Below are 16545 nucleotides of genomic sequence, written 5' to 3'. Positions count from 1 at the left end.
ATCCCGGTAACGCATCCGAGTCCAGCCGGTGCTCCCTTGGGAGAGCCGGCGACCGGGGCTTGGCCCCTGGCGGGACGTCCGGCCGAGAGTGAGGCGCTGACCGGGCACGCGGAGTTCGGGCCGGGCGTGGTGGCGCTCGGTGGCGGGCACGGGCTGTTCGCGTCCCTGTCCGCATTACGGATGGTCACCGACAGGCTGACCGCGGTGGTGACCGTCGCGGACGACGGCGGCTCCAGCGGGCGGCTGCGTCGTGAGCTCGGCGTCCTGCCCCCGGGCGACCTGCGGATGGCGTTGGCCGCGCTCTGCGGCGACGACGAGTGGGGCAGCACCTGGAGCGAGGTCGTCCAGCACCGCTTCCGCAGCGAGGGCGAGCTCCACGGGCACGCCGTCGGCAACCTGTTGATCGTGGCGTTGTGGGAGCTGCTCGGCGACCCCGTGGCGGGGCTCGACTGGGTCGGGCGGCTGCTGGGCGCGCACGGGCGGGTGCTGCCGATGGCCTCGGTGCCGCTGGACATCGTGGCCGAGGTGGAGCTGGACGGCGTCATCTCCACCGTACGCGGGCAGGTGGCATGCGCCATGACGCCCGGCCGCGTCCAGGCCATCTCGCTGGTCCCCGAGGACCCGCCCGCGCGGCCGGAGGCCGTCGCGGCGGTGCTGGAGGCCGACTGGGTGGTGTTCGGGCCCGGGTCGTGGTTCACCAGCGTGCTACCGCATCTCAAGGTGCCCGAGCTGGCCAGGGCCCTGCACGAGACCAGGTCCAAGCGGCTCGTCACGCTCAACCTCGCCCCCCAAGCGGGCGAGACCGATGACTTCTCCCCCCAGCAGCACCTGGAGGTGCTCCGGCAACACGCGCCCGACCTGTCGATCGACGTCGTGCTCGCGGACACCGGAGTGGTCGACGACCCCGACGCGCTGGAGAAGGCCGCCGCGGCGCTCGGCGCGCGGCTCGTCATGGCGGACGTGGCCGCCGCCGACGGCTCGCCGAGGCATGACCCACGACGTCTTGCCTCCGTCCTGGACGAGATTTTCCTCCAGAAGCGTTGATCCTGGTCGGCGTGGCGCGAAGGTGCGAGAGACTGACGAGAGCCGGTCTGAATGGGGGAGAGGACTAACGCTTATGGCGATGACAGGTGTGGTGAAAGACGAACTGAGCCGCCTGCCGGTGTTGAAGCCGTGCTGCCGAAAGGCGGAGGTTTCCACGCTGCTGCGGTTCGCCAGCGGCCTCCACCTGGTGGGCGGACGGATCGTGATCGAGGCGGAGCTCGACACCAACGCCACCGCACGGCGACTGATCAAGGACATCGGCGAGGTGTTCGGCCACAAGGCGGAGGTGCTCGTGCTCGCGCCCGCCGGGCTGCGCAAGGGCTCGCGCTACGTCGTGCGCGTCTACCGTGACGGTGAGGCGCTCGCCCGCCAGACGGGCCTGATCGACAACCACGGCCGCCCGGTGCGCGGCCTGCCCCGCCAGGTGGTGGCGGGGGCCGCGTGCGACGCCGAGGCCGCCTGGCGCGGCGCCTTCCTGGCGCACGGCTCGCTCACCGAGCCGGGACGGTCGATGTCGCTCGAGGTCACCTGCCCGGGGCCGGAGGCGGCGCTCGCACTGGTGGGCTCGGCACGACGACTCAAGATCCACGCCAAGGCGCGGGAGGTGCGGGGCGTGGACCGGGTCGTGGTGCGCGACGGCGACGCCATCAGCGCCCTGCTGACCCGGCTCGGCGCGCACGACAGCGTGCTGGCCTGGGAGGAGCGGCGGATGCGACGCGAGGTGCGGGCCACCGCCAACCGCCTGGCCAACTTCGACGACGCCAATCTGCGGCGCTCGGCCCGGGCCGCGGTGGCGGCCGGGGCGCGGGTGCAGCGGGCGCTGGAGATCCTCGGGGACGAGGCGCCGGACCACCTGGTGGTGGCGGGGCGGCTGCGGGTGGAGCACAAGCAGGCGTCCCTGGAGGAGCTGGGGCAGATCGCGGATCCGCCGCTGACCAAGGACGCGATCGCGGGGCGGATCCGGCGGCTGCTCGCCATGGCCGACAAGCGCGCCTCCGATCTCGGCATCCCCAACACTGAGGCCAATCTCACCGTCGACATGCTCGCCCCATGACGGCGTTGCGCGGTGCTGCGGGTCCGTGATGGTGGCCTCGCGCGGTGCTGCGGGTCCAGGGTGGGCGCGGCGCCGCAAAACCCATCCTTTACGGCAAGCCGAGTGGGCCGCACGCGCCGACGTGCGTTCCGCCTGTCATGGCCGGTCGTGAAGGCTCACGGGTCGCTCGCCGTGACGGAGCGCATGCTTGACCGGCCCCCGTGGCCGGCTTGCCTGCGAGGGATCCGGTCGTTCGCGGACCGCGAGGATGGGGACAGGCCCCGCGGGCGGGCCGCTCGTACGTGAGGCCGGGTGCCGCCCGGATGGGCCGTCAGTCGCGAGCGGGATTGCGGGGTGTGAACAGGTCGGCGGCCGGCTGCTTGGCCGGGGCCTGGGCCGGCTCGAACGGGGCGCGGTATTCCGGCTCCTCCTGCTGTTCCTGATCCTCGGCCGGCTCGGCGCGCTGGGCGCGGCGGATGCGTGACACGCGCACAGTGAGCAGCAGGAGGGCGGACAGGGCGGCCACGGCGATGTACAGCCAGACCGGCCACGTCTCCGTCAGCGGGCCGCCGTAGAGGGACAACGCGTGGGAGAGGCCGTCGGAGGCGTTGGTCAGGGTGATGTCGCTCAGGTCGGCGGGGGCGTCCTTGCCGTGCATGGCGGCGCCGGTCATGATCGACGAGCCCGCGATCTGGCCGGCGGCCACGGCCCCGCCCGCGTACAGCGCGCCCACGGGGATCAGGGTCACGCTGCGCGGGCGTACCGCGCCGATCGCCAGGGTGACCAGCAGCGCGATCAGGAGGGACAGCGCGACGGACAGGGGATGGCCGCTGCCGAACGCCGTGACGGCGTACGGAAGGCGGGTCTGGAACAGGACGGCCGCCCCCAGGCCGGCCGCGCAGATCAGCGCGGCGATGAGTCCGATGGCTAGCCCGGGAAGCAGTCCCGACCGCTTATGTGACATCTCAGCCCCCAGAGAATGCACGAATTTACTCCGATGAGTCGGGCACTTTACTCGAACGCCTCAAAACTTGTGTGTGGAACGGTCATTCAGACTGCGGGGGTGGCAGTGGTCTAAACCAATTTGGGTCCGATAAGGTTCGTGTTTGAGGTTTCAGCCCGCATCTGTTCGAGGAGTTCGGTTCCCGTGAGCATCCGCGTAGGCGTCAACGGCTTCGGCCGCATCGGTCGCAACTTCTGGCGCGCTGTCGCCGCCAGCGGCAAGGACATCGAGATCGTCGCGGTCAACGACTTGACCGACAACGCGACGCTCGCTCACTTGCTGAAGTACGACAGCATCCTGGGCCGCCTGCCGTACGAGGTGAAGGCCACCAGCGATGAGATCATCGTGAACGGCAAGGCGATCAAGGTCTTCGAGGAGCGCGACCCGGGCAAGCTGCCCTGGGGCGACCTCGGTGTGGACGTGGTCCTGGAGTCGACGGGTCTGTTCACCGACGCCACCAAGGCCAAGGTGCACGCCGACAACGGCGCGAAGAAGGTCATCATCTCCGCCCCGGCGAAGAACGAGGACGTCACCGTCGTCATGGGCGTCAACGACAGCGCCTACGACCCGGCCAAGCACACGATCATCTCCAACGCCTCCTGCACCACCAACTGCCTGGCGCCGATGGCCAAGGTCCTGCACGACACCTTCACCATCGAGAAGGGTCTGATGACCACCATCCACGCCTACACGCAGGACCAGAACCTGCAGGACGGCCCGCACAAGGACCTGCGCCGCGCCCGCGCCGCCGCGCTCAACGTGGTGCCCACCTCCACCGGCGCCGCCAAGGCCATCGGCCTGGTCCTGCCCGAGCTCAAGGGCAAGCTCGACGGCTTCGCCATGAGGGTGCCGATCCCCACGGGCTCGGCCACCGACCTCACCGTCGACGTCAGCCGCGACGTCACGGTCGAGGAGGTCAACGCCGCGGTCAAGGCCGCCGCCGAGGGGCCGCTCAAGGGCATCATCAGCTACACCGAGGACGAGATCGTCTCCTCCGACATCGTCACCGACCCGGCCTCCTGCATCTTCGACGCCGGCCTCACCAAGGTCATCGGCAACCAGGTCAAGGTCGTCGGCTGGTACGACAACGAGTGGGGCTACTCCAACCGCCTCGTCGACCTGATCGAGCTGGTGGGTCGCGGCGTCTGACGCCCTGATCCCCCCGGCGGCGGCATTTGGCGACCGAGCCCGCCTCACGGAGTGAGGCCATGAACAGGAGTGCATGAGCATGCGCACGCTCGACGATCTCGACGTGAAAGGGCGGCGCGTGCTCGTGCGCGCCGACCTCAACGTCCCCCTCGACGGGGAGACGATCACCGACGACGGCCGCATCCGCGCGTCGGTGCCGACGATCAAGGCCCTGCTGGACGGGGGCGCCAAGGTCGTCGTCTGCGCCCATCTGGGCCGGCCCAAGGGCCAGGTCAACCCGAAGTACTCGCTCAAGCCGGTGGCCAGGCGCCTGGGCGAGCTGCTCGGCCAGGACGTGGACTTCGCCGCCGACGTGGTGGGCGACAGCGCGCGAAGCACCGTTGAATCGCTCCAGGACGGCCAGGTGGCCCTGCTGGAGAACCTGCGGTACGAGCCGGGCGAGGAGTCCAAGGACGACGCCGTGCGCGGCGCGTTCGCCGAGAGGCTGGCCGGGCTGGCCGAGCTCTACGTCGGCGACGGGTTCGGCGCGGTGCACCGCAAGCACGCCAGCGTCTACGACGTGCCCGAGCTGCTGCCGCACGCGGCGGGCGGGCTGGTCGTGGCCGAGGTGGAAGTGCTGAAGAAGCTCACCGAGAACCCCGCGCGGCCCTACGTGGTGGTGCTGGGCGGCGCCAAGGTCTCGGACAAGCTCGGCGTCATCGCCAACCTGCTGACCAAGGTCGACCGGCTGCTGATCGGCGGCGGCATGGCCTACACCTTCCTCAAGGCTCAGGGCCACGAGGTCGGGAAGTCGTTGCTCCAGGAGGACCAGCTCGACCAGGTGCGCGGCTTCCTCGACGAGGCGGCCAAGCAGGGCGTCGAGCTCGTCCTGCCCGTGGACGTGCTGGCCGCGGTGACCTTCGCGGCCGACGCCGAGCACGAGGTGGTCGACACCACAGCGATCCCGGCCGACCGGGAGGGGCTCGACATCGGCCCCAGGACGCGCGAGCTGTTCGCCGCCAAGCTGGCCGACGCCAAGACCGTCTTCTGGAACGGGCCCATGGGCGTGTTCGAGTTCGACGCGTTCTCCGGCGGCACGAGGGCGGTGGCCGAGGCCCTGATCGCCTCCGACGCCTTCACCGTGGTGGGCGGCGGCGACTCCGCGGCCGCCGTACGCAAGCTTGAACTTCCCGAGGACGGCTTCTCGCACATCTCCACCGGTGGCGGGGCCAGCCTCGAATACCTGGAGGGCAAGACCCTCCCCGGACTCGCCGCCCTGGAGGACTGAGTTGGCATGGAGCGAACCCGACGCCCCGCGAGCGGAGCGAGCAATTGGACAGCGTGCGGAGTGAATGAGGAGCTGGTGAGCGACCAATGAGCACGCGTAAGCCGCTCATCGCCGGCAACTGGAAGATGAACCTCAATCACCTCGAGGCCATCGCGCTGGTCCAGAAGCTGGCCTTCGCACTCAACGACAAGGACTTCGACAAGGTCGATGTCGCCGTCCTGCCGCCGTTCACCGACCTGCGCAGCGTCCAGACCCTCGTGGACGGCGACAAGCTCAGGATCGTGTACGGCGCCCAGGACATGTCCCAGCACGACGCCGGCGCCTACACCGGCGAGATCTCCGGCGCCATGCTGGCCAAGCTGGGCTGCACCTATGTCGTGATCGGCCACTCCGAGCGGCGGCAATACCACGCCGAGGACGACGACCTGGTCAACGCCAAGGTGCAGGCCGCCTACCGGCACTCGCTGACCCCGATCCTGTGTGTCGGGGAGGGGCTGGCGGTGCGCCAAGAAGGCGGCCACATCGCGCACAGTCTCGGCCAACTCGACGGGGCGCTGCGCAAGATCTCGGCCGAGCAGGCAAAATCGATAGTGGTGGCCTACGAGCCGGTGTGGGCGATCGGCACCGGCGAGGTGGCCACCCCCGAGGACGCTCAGGAGGTCTGCGGGGCACTGCGAGTCAGACTCGCGGAGCTCTACGACTCCGAAGTGGCCTCGGCAGTCCGTATCCTTTACGGAGGCTCGGTCAAGTCAGGCAATATCGCAGGGATCATGGCACAGGCTGATGTCGACGGCGCGCTGGTGGGTGGCGCCAGCATCGACGCCGGAGAGTACGCCAAGATCTGCCGATTCTCCGAGATGCCCGGCTAACTGAGTCGTTCTGGGGGTGCGACTTGACAACAGGTCGTACCCTCAAGAAGCAAGTTTGAATCGTCACGCGTAACAGAGCATTGAAGGAACAGGCATACCGTGGAAATCGGAATCTCCATCGCCCTCATCCTGGCGAGCCTTCTCATGATCCTGCTCGTCCTGCTCCACAAGGGTAAGGGTGGTGGCCTGTCTGACATGTTCGGCGGAGGCTTCTCCTCGAACTTCGGTGGTTCCTCGGTGGTGGAGCGCAACCTCGACCGGTTGACCGTCATCACGGGCACGATCTGGTTCGTCTGCATCATCGCTCTCGGCCTGCTCATGAGGCCCTGAGCAACAAAGTTAACGCGTGACAGTGATTCTCCCCCCGTGTTCCTACGCGGGGCGATCGAGCGAGGAGTTCATCCGTGGGTAGTGGCAACGCGATCCGTGGCAGCCGAGTCGGCGCCGGCCCTATGGGGGAGGCCGAGCGTGGCGAGGCGGCTCCGAGAGTGCGGGTCTCGTTCTGGTGCGCCAACATGCACGAGACGCGCCCCAGTTTCGCCAGTGACGCGGCGGTCCCCGAGCTGTGGGACTGCCCACGTTGTGGCCTCCCAGCCGGACAGGACGAGGAGGCCCCGCCTGCCCCGCCGAAGAATGAGCCGTACAAGACGCACCTCGCGTACGTGAAGGAGCGCAGGAGCGACAAGGACGGCAAGGCGATCCTCGAGGAGGCACTGGAGCGCCTGCGCGCCAACAAGTCCCCCTGGTAGTCGAGTGACGACGAAGGGCCCCGGGCGTGTCCCGGGGCCCTTCGCGTTTCAGCCGACCTGCTCGCCGTCCACGAACGTCATGCGCACCCGCGTCGTCCAGATGTCCTCCGGCGGCAGTTCGAAAGGGTCGCGGTCCAGCACCACCAGGTCGGCCGGGCGGCCGGGCTCGATCACTCCGGCGGGGGAGCGGTTGATCCAGGCGGAGCCGGAGGTGTAGGCGGCCATGGCGGTGGCCAGGTCGATGCGCTGGCCCGGCAGGAACGGCGTCCCCGCGGTCGGGTAGCCGGCGTGGACCGAGTCGCCCGGCTCGGTGCGGTTCACCGCCACGTGCATGCCCTGCAGCGGGTCGGCGCTCGAGACCGGCCAGTCGCTGCCGGCGCAGAAGCGCGTGCCGTGGTCGAGCAGGTCCTTGAACGGGTACTGCCACGATGAGCGCGGCTCGCCCAGGTACGGCAGCGTCAGCTCGTCCATCTGGGCGTGGTGGGTGGCCCACAGCGGCTGCAGGTTGGCCGTGACGCCCAGGGCGGCGAAGCGTGGCACGTCCGAGGGCTCGATGATCTGCAGGTGGGCGATGTGGTGCCGGTTGGCCGGGTCCGTGCCTTCGAAGCTGTCCAGGGCCTCGCGTACGGCCCGCTCGCCGATGGCGTGGAAGTGCACCTGGAAGCGGAGCCGGTCCAGTTCGGCGACGTACTCCTTGAGCTTGTGCGGGTCCACGTACGACAGGCCCGTGCCGCCGCACAGGCAGTACGGCTCCAGCGTCGCGGCCGTGAAGTTCTCCGTGATGCCGTCCTGCATGATCTTGACTGACACCGCCTTGAACCGGTCCAGGCCCTCGGCCGTGGACCTGCGCTCCATCAGGTCATCGATCTGGTCCAGGCCGCGGGTCCGGTCCCACCACAGGGCGCCCGCCACGCGCGCCCTCAGCCGCCCTGAGCGGGCCGCGGACAGGTAGGTGGGCAGTTGGTCGTCGGAGCCCGCGTACGAGCCCACGATGGCGTCCTGCCAGCCCGTGACGCCCAGCGAGAACAGATGCCGCTGCGCGTCCTCCAGCGCGTCCTCCATGTCCTGGGCGGTCGGGCGCGGGGTGAGCAGGCCGACCAGGTCCATCGCGCCTTCGTGCAGGACGCCGGTGGGCGTGCCGCCGGGGTCGCGCTCGATGCGGCCGTCCACCGGGTCGGGGGTGTCCTTGGTGATCCCGGCCAGGTCGAGGGCGCGGGTGTTGACCCAGGCGGCGTGGTGGTCACGCTGGATCAGGTAGGCCGGGCGGTCGAGGAAGTCGAGGTGGTCGCGGTGGGGCAAGCCGCTCGGGAACGCCGACATGTCCCAGCCGCCGCCATCAACCCACGCCTTGTCAGGATTTTTCGCGGCATAGTCCGCGATCTTCGCTATATAGGCGTCTAGGCCGAAAACTTCGGACAAATCGCACTTCGCACGTTCCAGGCCCGCCTGGACCGGGTGAATGTGCGCGTCCGTGAAGCCCGGCGTCAGCAGGCCGCCGGCCAGGTCCACCGTCTCGTGGGACGGCGCCTGGCGGGCCAGCTCGGCCTCAGGGCCCACGCCGGCGATCACGCCGTCGTTCACCAGCACGGCCACCTGCCGGACGCCTGCCGGCGTGAAAACGCGGCCGCCGCGGAAGAGGATCTTCATCAAGGTCTCCTTCGGTCAGATGATCAGTGACCGGTGATGAGGTCGGCGAAACGGGCCAGGGCCGAGGTGCGGGGCATGGCGCGTTCGCGGTGGTCGGCGACCCGGTACAGGCGGTACATCGTGTGCACGCCGAGCCAGCGCAGCGGCTCCGGCTCCCAGGCGCGGACCTTGCGGCCCACCCACGGCAGGGACGTCAGCTCCGTCTCCTCGCCCAGGATCAGGTCGCGGAGCGTGCGGCCGGCCAGGTTCGTCGTGGTGACGCCATGGCCCGTGTAGCCGCCTGCCCAGCCCAGACCCGTGGCGGGGTCCACGTGGACCGTCGAGCACCAGTCACGAGGCACGGCGAGCACGCCTGACCAGGCATGCGCGATCGACGACGAGCGGGCGGCGGGGAAGAACTCGGTGAGCAGCCGCCACAGCGCCTCCACGGTCCACTCGTGGGTGTGGCCGCGCGCGTCGACGCGGGAGCCGTACAGGTAGGGGCGGCCGCGGCCGCCGAAGGCGATGCGGTCGTCGGCGGTGCGCTGCGCGTACATGTAGTAGTGCGCCATGTCCCCGAGCAGCTCGGCGCCGCGCCAGCCGACCTCGTCCCAGAACGACGGCGGCAGGGGCTCGGTGACGATCATGGAGCTGTTCATGGGGAGCCACTGGCGGCGCAGGCCGGGCAGGCGGGCGGTGAAGCCTTCCGTGGCGCGGATCACGTGGCCGGCCGTCACGGTGCCGTACGGGGTGATCGCCCGTTGCGGGGCGATCTCCGTGACCGGGGTGCGCTCGTAGATGGGCACGCCGAGTCCCCGGACCACCCGGGCCAGGCCCTGGGCCAGCTTGGCGGGCTGGATGCGGGCGCAGTGCGGGCTCCAGGAGGCCGCCTGCGCCCCGGCCACCCGTACGTGCTCCGCCGGGTCCACCAGCCGCAGGTCGGGCTCCTCGATGCCCCACTCACGGGCCGCCGAGACCGACTCGCGCAGCCTGGCGGCCTGGGAGGGGGTGCGTGCCACGTTCACGACGCCGCCCTTGACCAGGTCGCAGTCGATGGACTCCGTCTCGCAGACCGCGATGACCTCGTCGATCGAGGCGTACATCTCGCGCTGCAGGCGCCGCGCGCCCGTGCCGTAGCGTTCGTGCGAGCCGGCCAGGTCGCCGGTCAGCCAGCCGCCGTTGCGGCCGGAGGCGCCGAACCCGGCGAACTCCTGCTCCAGCAGCACGACGCGCAGGGACGGGCGGGCTCGTTTGAGGTAGTACGCGGTCCACAGGCCCGTGTAGCCGGCACCGACGATCGCCACGTCGGCCTCCAGGCCGCCGTCGAGCCTGGGGCCAGGGGCGGGTACGCCGGCGGACCGGTACCAGAAGGACACGTCGCCGTTCACGAACTCTGACGACAAGGGAACACGCACGCTCATGCCCCGTATCCTGCTATATCCGGACACAGAACCGCATCTAGCGACGAATCTCGTGATCGATGCGGTACGGGACGCAGGGAGCCGCGTCGGTGCGGCTCCGCGGCGGAAGCGGCGAAAACAACCATCTTCTGGCAAAATCCGGATATATAGGTTCATTCCATGAAGCGAGCTCCGAAACACGTCGTTAGCGGAGGCGTAACAGCGCCCCGGCATGCTGGTGGACATGGGATTCTTGCGCATCCGCACCACGGTGGACGAGCGGCCCGGGCGGCTGGCCTCCCTCGCCTCGGCCCTGGCCGACAGGGGCGGCAACATCCTCGGCCTGAGCGTGCAGTCCGACACCGACGGAACCGTTGACGAGTTCGTCGCCGACATCCCCGCCAACCCCGAGACCGTGCGCGAGGCCCTGGAGGCGGCCGGCGGCCGCCGCGTCCAGGTGGTCCCCGCCACCGCCCACGAGCTGACCGACGAGCCCACCAGGGCCCTGCTGCTGGCCTCCAGGCTGCGCTCGATGCCGTGGCGGCTGCCCGAGCTGCTGGCCGAGCTGCTGCGCGCGGACGATGCCCGGTGGATCTATGGTGAAGCGGTGAGCGATCTCCCCGACCCGACCCAGCTCGTCGTGCCCGTGGCCGCCCGTCGCGCGGTCCGCCTGCGCCGCGCCGACCTGCCCTTCACGCTGACCGAGGCGGCCAGGGCCGCCTCCTTCGCCAGGCTCGCCCAGCCGGCCGGCGAGCAGAGCGGCGCCGAGCGCACGATCAAGCTGGGCGACGGCGCGGAGGTCACCGTCCGCCCGCTCACCTCGATCTACCGCGAGGCCGTACGCGACCTGCACGACAGGTGCTCGCCGGAGTCGCGCAGGTTCCGCTACTTCACCTCGATGCCCGCGCTGCCGGCCCGCATGTTCGACCGGCTGTGCGACAGGAGCAGGGGATATTCGCTGGTGGCCGGGCATGACGGGCAGGTCGTGGCGATGGCCAACCTGATGTTCACGCCCGACCCCGGCATCGCCGAGATGGCCTTCCTGGTCGAGGACCGCTGGCAGGGGCTCGGCCTGGGCACGGCCATGGCCAGGATGCTGGTGGCGGCGGCGCGCGATCTCGGGTACGCCGAGGTCAAGGCCACCATGTTGTCCGACAACGCGAGGATGCGCAGGCTGCTGATCTCCCTGGGCGCCACGCTCGGTTACACCGAGGACCCCGGCGTGGTCGAGGCCCGGCTCCCCGTCGGCGCGCTGGCCTCTGCCTGATCGACGGGCCTGATCGACGGGCCTGGTCGACGGGCCTGGTCGACGGGCCCGGGCGACGCGTCTAGCCCACGCCTTCTTCGTCGTCCCGCCGGTCCCCGGGCTGCTCCCCGGGCGGCCGGTGGATGCCCAGATGGCGCTCGATGCGCTCCAGGCTCTCCTCGATCCGCGTGAGCCGCTCGCCCAGCATGGATCCGCCGGCGAAGAACACCTCGCTCGGGCGGTCCTTGGAGCCACGGCCGACGCGGTCGAGCAGGCGTTGCCGTACGTCGGCCAGGTCCGCGCCGGTGTCCGCGAGCGCCTGCGCGGCCAGCCCCTCGCCCTCCCTGATCAGCCCGAGCAGGATGTGCTCGGTGCCGATGTAGTTGTGGCGCAGCTGGAGCGCCTCGCGCAGCGACAGCTCCAGCACCTTCTTGGCCCGGGGCGTGAACGGGATGTGCCCGCTCGGCGGCTTGCCGTCGTGGCCGGTCTCGCGCTCGATGAAGGCACGTACGTGCTCCAGGTCCACCCCGCAGCTGTCGAGCACCAGGGCGGCCAGTCCTTCACCCTCGTGGATGAGGCCGAGCAGGATGTGTTCCGTGCCGATGTATGCGTGGTTCATCATCCGCGCCTCCTCCTGGGCGAGGACGACGACCCTGCGCGCGCGGTCGGTGAAGCGTTCGAACACAGGAAAAGCCTCCGTTCGACTGGGGCTGCCTCCACTATGCGCTACAAACCCGGCCATGTGGGGTATTTGTCCTGTGTGGATCTTGACGAGGTGGCCGACCGCCTTTATGCGCTCCCGCCGCCGGAGTTCACCGCCGCCCGCGAGGCCGAGGCGCGCGCGGCCAAGGACGCGGGTGACGTACCGCTCTCGCGTGACATCGCGAGACTCCGCAAGCCCACGGTGTCCGCCTGGGCGGTGAACAGGGCCGCCCGCGAGCATCCGGAGGAGCTGGCCGAGCTGCTCGACGTGGGGGAGCGGCTGCGCGCGGCCTGGCAGGAACAGGACGCCGACGCCCTGGCCGAGCTGACCCAGCGCCGCAACGCGGTCACCGGCCGGTTGAGCAGGCTCATCAGGCAGGCAGGCGACCTCTCGCCGGCCGCGGCCACGGAGGTCGACCAGACCCTGGACGCCGCGGTCGTGGACGCCGACGCGGCCGATCAGGTGCGCCGCGGCCATCTGGCCAAGCCGCTCGCCTACAGCGGCTTCGCGCCCGCCCCCATCCCCCGCGAGCGGCCGGCCAAGCGGAAGAGATCGACCCCCGAGGAGGAGGCGGACAAGGCCAGGGAGCGCGAGGAGGCCGAGGCCAGGAAGGCCAAGGAGCGCCAGGAGGCGGAGGCCGCGCACCGGGAGTGGCTCGACGCGCTGGAGAAGGCGACCACGGAACACGACGAGCGTGCCCAGAAGGTCGCCATGCTGGAGCACATGCTGGCCGAGGCCCGCAAGGAACTGGACGACAGCAGGAACCGCCTGGAGGTCGCGCGGCGCGAGGAGCGGCACGCGCGGCAGCGGCTCGATCGTTAGGCTATGGTGTACGAAACGGTTTCGTACACCTCTGAACGGAGTGGCGATGACTTCGTGGACCCCTGACTCCATTCCCGACCTGACCGGCAAGAGCGCCGTCGTGACCGGCGCCAACAGCGGCATCGGCCTGCCCACCGCGCTCGAGCTGGCCCGGCACGGCGCGCGTGTCATCGTGGCCGCGCGCTCGCCCGAGAAGGGAGGCGCCGCGGTCACGCAGATCCTGCGGGAGGTGCCCGGCGCCCAGGTCGAGTACGCCCGCATCGACCTGGCCGACCTGGCCTCCGTCAGGGAGTTCGCCGAGGGTGTCGGCGAGGTGGACCTGCTGATCAACAACGCGGCCATCGGCATGATCCCCCGGCAGGAGACCAAGGACGGCTTCGAGATGCAGTTCGGCACCAATCACCTGGGGCACTTCGCCCTCACGGGCCTGCTCCTGCCGAAGCTGCTCGCCCGGCCGGGCGCGCGGGTGGTGACCGTCTCCAGCGACGCGCACGTCGTGGGCAGGCTCGACTTCGGCAACCTGGATCTGGAGCGCGGCTACGGCCGCATGAGCGCGTACGCGCGGTCCAAGCTCGCCAACCTGCTCTTCACTCTGGAGCTGCAGCGACGCGCCGAGAAAGCCGGCACGGGCCTGATCTCCGTCGCCTGCCACCCGGGCACCACCGCCACGAACATCGTCAAACTGGGGCTGCTGCAGCCCCTCTTCGGCCTGTTCTTCCAGTCGGCCGAGAAGGGCGCCCTGCCCTCGCTGTACGCCGCCACCTCGCCCGCCATCCGCGGCGGCGAGTTCGTCGGCCCGAAGATCAAGATCCTCACGCCGTCGGAAAGGGCCAGGTCGGAAGAGCTCGCCGGGCGGCTGTGGGACGTGTCCACCGAGCTGACCGGCGTACCATTCAAGGAGATCGCCTACAGCTAGAAGGACGTGTACGTGGCTCCACTCGACCCCGAGCGTGACAGGGCCATCCTCGACGCGACGATGGAGCTGCTGTCGGAGGTCGGCTACGACCGCATGACCGTCGACCAGATCGCCAAGCGGGCCAAGGCCAGCAAGGCCACCATCTACCGGCGCTGGGCGGGCAAGCCCGAGCTGGTCGTGGACGTCATCTGCCGGCGCTTCGACATGGACGCGCCGCTCGGGCAGGACACCGGCTCGCTCCGCGGCGATCTGGCCGCCATCTTCCGCAGCCTGTGCGAGGCGGTGGAGCGCAAGCACACGCTGGTCATCGGGCTGTCCTCGACGCTGGTGTCCAACCAGGAGCTGGCGCGCACGCTGCGCGAGCACATGCAGGCCAAGGACCTCGGCGACGTCAAGGCGCTGCTCGGCCAGGCGGTGGAGCGGGGAGAGCTGGCCGCGGCCGTGGATCCCGGGCGGCTGTTCGCGGTCGCGGAGGCGCTGGTCTGGCATCGCATGATCTTCAACGGGCCGCCGCTCGACGAGGCGTTCGTCGCGGAGTCCGTCGACGGGGTGCTGCTGCCGGTGGTGACCGCCTGGGCGGCGGCCTAGCCGGGCCCGCGCGTGGCGTGGGCCAGGTAGGCGCACACGGGGAAACCCTCGTGTGCGTACGGGCTCGCCAGGCTCGTGTAGTGGGCCTCGATCCGCTCGACGACCTCCGGCGGCTGACCGGAGATCATCGCGAATCGCGGCCCGGCCGCCTGCACGATGTCCGTCCACCAGGATCGGAGATCCACCTGGTGCCGCCACCTGAGGGTCTCCACGGCCGGCTCCTCGAACCCCGCGGTCGTGAGCAGGGCGGTGAAGCGGGCCGGCGTGTCGTTGGCGGTGAACGGGCGGGGCGGCGGCTCGTACGGCACTCCGGCGGCCTCGATGGCCTCGGTGAAGACGTTCGTGGCCGTCATCTCGTCGGCCTTCCACCACGTCAGGGCGATCTGCCCGCCCGGGCGCAGGACCCGATGCAACTCGCTGAGCGCCGCGGCGGTGTCCGGCACGTGGTTGATGACGAAGTTTCCCGCCACGGCGTCGAATTCTCCGTCCTCGAACGGCAGGTCCGGAAGTGCGGCCTGCCGGATCGTGGCGTACGGGTGGCGCCGCGCGGCCAGCTCCACCATGTCGGGGTCGGCGTCCACCGCGGTGACCTCCGCCCCTAACGCGAGGGCCGCGGCGGTCACCACGCCGGTGCCGCAGCCGACGTCGAGCAGGCGGGCGGCGTGTGCCCGCTCGAGCAGGGGGCCGACAGTGTGGGAGCTCAGCTGGGCGAAGCCGCGGTCGTACGCTTCGGCGTTGATCACATGACCTAGCGTAACCCCAACACGTATCTTAACACTTTGATGTTAGATTCCGGCGGTAGCCCTATGAAACCGGAAATGCCGGACCTAAGGTCATCGCCATGACCACCACCGACGCCTTCATCGACGCGCTGCCCAAGGTCGAGCTCCACGTCCACCTGGTCGGCTCGGCCTCCGTCGCCACCGTGCTGGAGCTGTCCCGCCGCCACCCCGGCAGCGGCGTCCCCACGTCTGAGGAGGAGCTGCGCCGCTTCTACACCTTCCGCGACTTCCCGCACTTCGCCCAGGTGTACCGGGCCGTCAACCAGCTGGTGCGCGAGCCTGAGGACGTGGCGACGCTGGTGCTCGGCCTGGCCCGCGACCTCGCGCCCCAGGGCGCCCGCTACGCGGAGCTCCAGGTCACGCCGTATGCCCACCACGTCGTGGGCATGCCCATGCGCGAGGTCACCGAGGCTCTCGACCTGGCCGCCCGTCGTTCGCTGGCCGAGCACGGCGTGGAAATGGCGTACATCTTCGACATCCCCGGCGAGTTCGGGGAGGAAGCCGCGAAGATCACCATCGACCACGCGCTCCAGGAACCTCCCGCCGCGCTGGTAGGTTTCGGGATCGGCGGCATCGAACAAGAACGCGTGAAATATCGCGACGCCTACCGTTCCGCGTTCTCCGCCGCCCGCACCGCCGGCCTCCACAGCGTCCCGCACGGGGGCGAGATGTCCGGCCCCGAGACGATCTGGGAGGTCATCGAGGGGTACGGCGCCGAGCGCATCGGCCACGGCATCAACTGCCTCGCCGACCCCCGCCTGGTGGCCCACCTCCGCGACACCCAGCTCCCGCTGGACGTCTGCCCCACCTCCAACGTGTGCACGGGCCAGATCGCCCGCATCGAGGACCATCCGCTGCCCCGGCTGCTGGAGGAGGGCCTGTTCGTCACGCTCAACAGCGACGACCCGCCCATGTTCGCCACCACGCTCGCCGATGAGTACCGGGTGGCCGCGAACGTCTTCGGGTTCGGCAAGGCGGAGCTGGCCCACCTGGCCAAGAACGGCGTCCAGGCCTCGTACCTGGCAGGGAATCGCAAGGAGGCATTGCTGAGAGAGATCGACGATCTCATGAATGCCATCTCCGTCTGACAGCGTGACGCTCCTGCCCCCCCGCCGCCGGTCGAGGTCAGATGATCAGGGCGACGCCGCCCGTCCCAGCTCTGGCGGGATCTTCCCGGCCGCGGCCCGGTCCAGGAGGAACAACGTCCGCCCGCGTCCGCGGGCGCCGGCGGACGGGACCTGGACGGGGCCCGAGTGGGACAGGGCCAGGCGGACGGCGCCGGACTTCTCCTCGCCGGCCGCCACCACCCACACTTCCCGTGCCGCCTGGATGGCGGGCAGGGTCAGGG

At 70.2% G+C, this 16545-nt stretch carries 17 protein-coding genes and 1 pseudogene; 12 read left to right on the top strand and 6 right to left on the bottom strand.

Annotated features, from left to right (window positions below):
- The first annotated feature begins 126 nt into the window (after window positions 1-126).
- Both ETD86_RS31510 and whiA read left to right on the top strand, forming a co-directional pair.
- Entirely contained in the window at window positions 127-1044 is a 918-nt protein-coding gene (locus ETD86_RS31510) for a gluconeogenesis factor YvcK family protein (protein ID WP_138670270.1), read from the top strand.
- A 73-nt stretch (window positions 1045-1117) separates the two neighbouring features.
- Window positions 1118-2098, top strand: a complete 981-nt coding sequence (whiA, locus tag ETD86_RS31505) for a DNA-binding protein WhiA (protein ID WP_138670245.1) — start codon at window positions 1118-1120, stop codon at window positions 2096-2098.
- Between the two features lie 310 nt (window positions 2099-2408).
- Here whiA and ETD86_RS31500 read toward each other — a convergent pair whose 3' ends face one another.
- Window positions 2409-3041: a hypothetical protein gene (locus ETD86_RS31500; RefSeq protein ID WP_138670243.1), complete on the bottom strand. Its 633-nt coding sequence runs from the start codon at window positions 3039-3041 to the stop codon at window positions 2409-2411.
- A gap of 183 nt (window positions 3042-3224) precedes the next feature.
- Here ETD86_RS31500 and gap point away from each other — a divergent pair, with 183 nt between their 5' ends.
- The 5 genes from gap to ETD86_RS31475 all read left to right on the top strand — a co-directional run bounded on the left by gap (window position 3225) and on the right by ETD86_RS31475 (window position 7114).
- The gene (gap, locus tag ETD86_RS31495) at window positions 3225-4229 is read left to right on the top strand and encodes a type I glyceraldehyde-3-phosphate dehydrogenase (protein ID WP_138670241.1); all 1005 of its coding nucleotides are present in this window, start codon (window positions 3225-3227) and stop codon (window positions 4227-4229) included.
- 79 nt (window positions 4230-4308) lie between these two features.
- Window positions 4309-5496, top strand: a complete 1188-nt coding sequence (locus ETD86_RS31490; protein WP_281286991.1) for a phosphoglycerate kinase — start codon at window positions 4309-4311, stop codon at window positions 5494-5496.
- Window positions 5497-5582: 86 nt separating this feature from the next.
- Window positions 5583-6365, top strand: coding sequence for a triose-phosphate isomerase (gene tpiA, locus ETD86_RS31485; RefSeq protein ID WP_138670237.1), 783 nt, complete (start codon window positions 5583-5585; stop codon window positions 6363-6365).
- A gap of 99 nt (window positions 6366-6464) precedes the next feature.
- Window positions 6465-6695: a preprotein translocase subunit SecG gene (gene secG, locus ETD86_RS31480; protein WP_080037067.1), complete on the top strand. Its 231-nt coding sequence runs from the start codon at window positions 6465-6467 to the stop codon at window positions 6693-6695.
- Window positions 6696-6769: 74 nt separating this feature from the next.
- Window positions 6770-7114 (top strand): RNA polymerase-binding protein RbpA, encoded by a 345-nt coding sequence (locus ETD86_RS31475; protein WP_127934367.1) that lies wholly within the window; start codon window positions 6770-6772, stop codon window positions 7112-7114.
- Between the two features lie 48 nt (window positions 7115-7162).
- On the opposite strand, the gene ETD86_RS31470 is transcribed toward ETD86_RS31475, so the two are convergent.
- Window positions 7163-8761 carry an amidohydrolase gene (locus tag ETD86_RS31470; RefSeq protein WP_138670235.1) on the bottom strand — a complete coding sequence of 533 codons (1599 nt, stop codon included), beginning with the start codon at window positions 8759-8761 and terminating at the stop codon, window positions 7163-7165.
- Between the two features lie 23 nt (window positions 8762-8784).
- Window positions 8785-10161 carry an NAD(P)/FAD-dependent oxidoreductase gene (locus tag ETD86_RS31465; RefSeq protein WP_138670233.1) on the bottom strand — a complete coding sequence of 459 codons (1377 nt, stop codon included), beginning with the start codon at window positions 10159-10161 and terminating at the stop codon, window positions 8785-8787.
- A 223-nt stretch (window positions 10162-10384) separates the two neighbouring features.
- On the opposite strand from ETD86_RS31465, the gene ETD86_RS31460 reads away from it, so the two are divergent.
- The gene (locus ETD86_RS31460) at window positions 10385-11407 is read left to right on the top strand and encodes a GNAT family N-acetyltransferase (protein WP_138670231.1); all 1023 of its coding nucleotides are present in this window, start codon (window positions 10385-10387) and stop codon (window positions 11405-11407) included.
- Window positions 11408-11597: 190 nt separating this feature from the next.
- Here ETD86_RS31460 and ETD86_RS31455 read toward each other — a convergent pair.
- Window positions 11598-12071, bottom strand: a pseudogene (locus ETD86_RS31455) (Clp protease N-terminal domain-containing protein); the annotation flags it as partial.
- A 75-nt stretch (window positions 12072-12146) separates the two neighbouring features.
- Between ETD86_RS31455 and ETD86_RS31450 the strand changes: the two are divergent.
- The 3 genes from ETD86_RS31450 to ETD86_RS31440 are packed head-to-tail and all read left to right on the top strand — an operon-like array spanning window position 12147 to window position 14415.
- On the top strand, window positions 12147-12911 hold the full coding sequence (locus ETD86_RS31450; RefSeq protein ID WP_138670228.1) for a hypothetical protein: 765 nt from the start codon (window positions 12147-12149) through the stop codon (window positions 12909-12911).
- Between the two features lie 46 nt (window positions 12912-12957).
- Complete coding sequence (locus ETD86_RS31445) at window positions 12958-13827, top strand: oxidoreductase (protein ID WP_138670226.1); 870 nt, start codon at window positions 12958-12960, stop codon at window positions 13825-13827.
- Window positions 13828-13839: 12 nt separating this feature from the next.
- Complete coding sequence (locus tag ETD86_RS31440; RefSeq protein ID WP_138670224.1) at window positions 13840-14415, top strand: TetR/AcrR family transcriptional regulator; 576 nt, start codon at window positions 13840-13842, stop codon at window positions 14413-14415.
- On the opposite strand, the gene ETD86_RS31435 is transcribed toward ETD86_RS31440, so the two are convergent.
- The gene (locus ETD86_RS31435; protein ID WP_170223371.1) at window positions 14412-15158 is read right to left on the bottom strand and encodes a class I SAM-dependent methyltransferase; all 747 of its coding nucleotides are present in this window, start codon (window positions 15156-15158) and stop codon (window positions 14412-14414) included. The genes ETD86_RS31440 and ETD86_RS31435 overlap by 4 nt on opposite strands.
- Before the next feature lie 98 nt (window positions 15159-15256).
- Between ETD86_RS31435 and add the strand changes: the two genes are divergently transcribed.
- Window positions 15257-16285 (top strand): adenosine deaminase, encoded by a 1029-nt coding sequence (gene add, locus ETD86_RS31430; RefSeq protein WP_138670221.1) that lies wholly within the window; start codon window positions 15257-15259, stop codon window positions 16283-16285.
- A gap of 45 nt (window positions 16286-16330) precedes the next feature.
- On the opposite strand, the gene ETD86_RS31425 is transcribed toward add, so the two are convergent.
- A partial coding sequence (locus ETD86_RS31425) for a 6-phosphogluconolactonase (protein WP_211370436.1) occupies window positions 16331-16545 on the bottom strand: 215 nt, incomplete at its 5' end.

Origin of the sequence: Nonomuraea turkmeniaca (assembly GCF_005889735.1) — a bacterium.
GTDB classification, from domain to species: domain Bacteria; phylum Actinomycetota; class Actinomycetes; order Streptosporangiales; family Streptosporangiaceae; genus Nonomuraea; species Nonomuraea turkmeniaca.
This window is presented reverse-complemented; position numbering and strand designations above follow the sequence as displayed.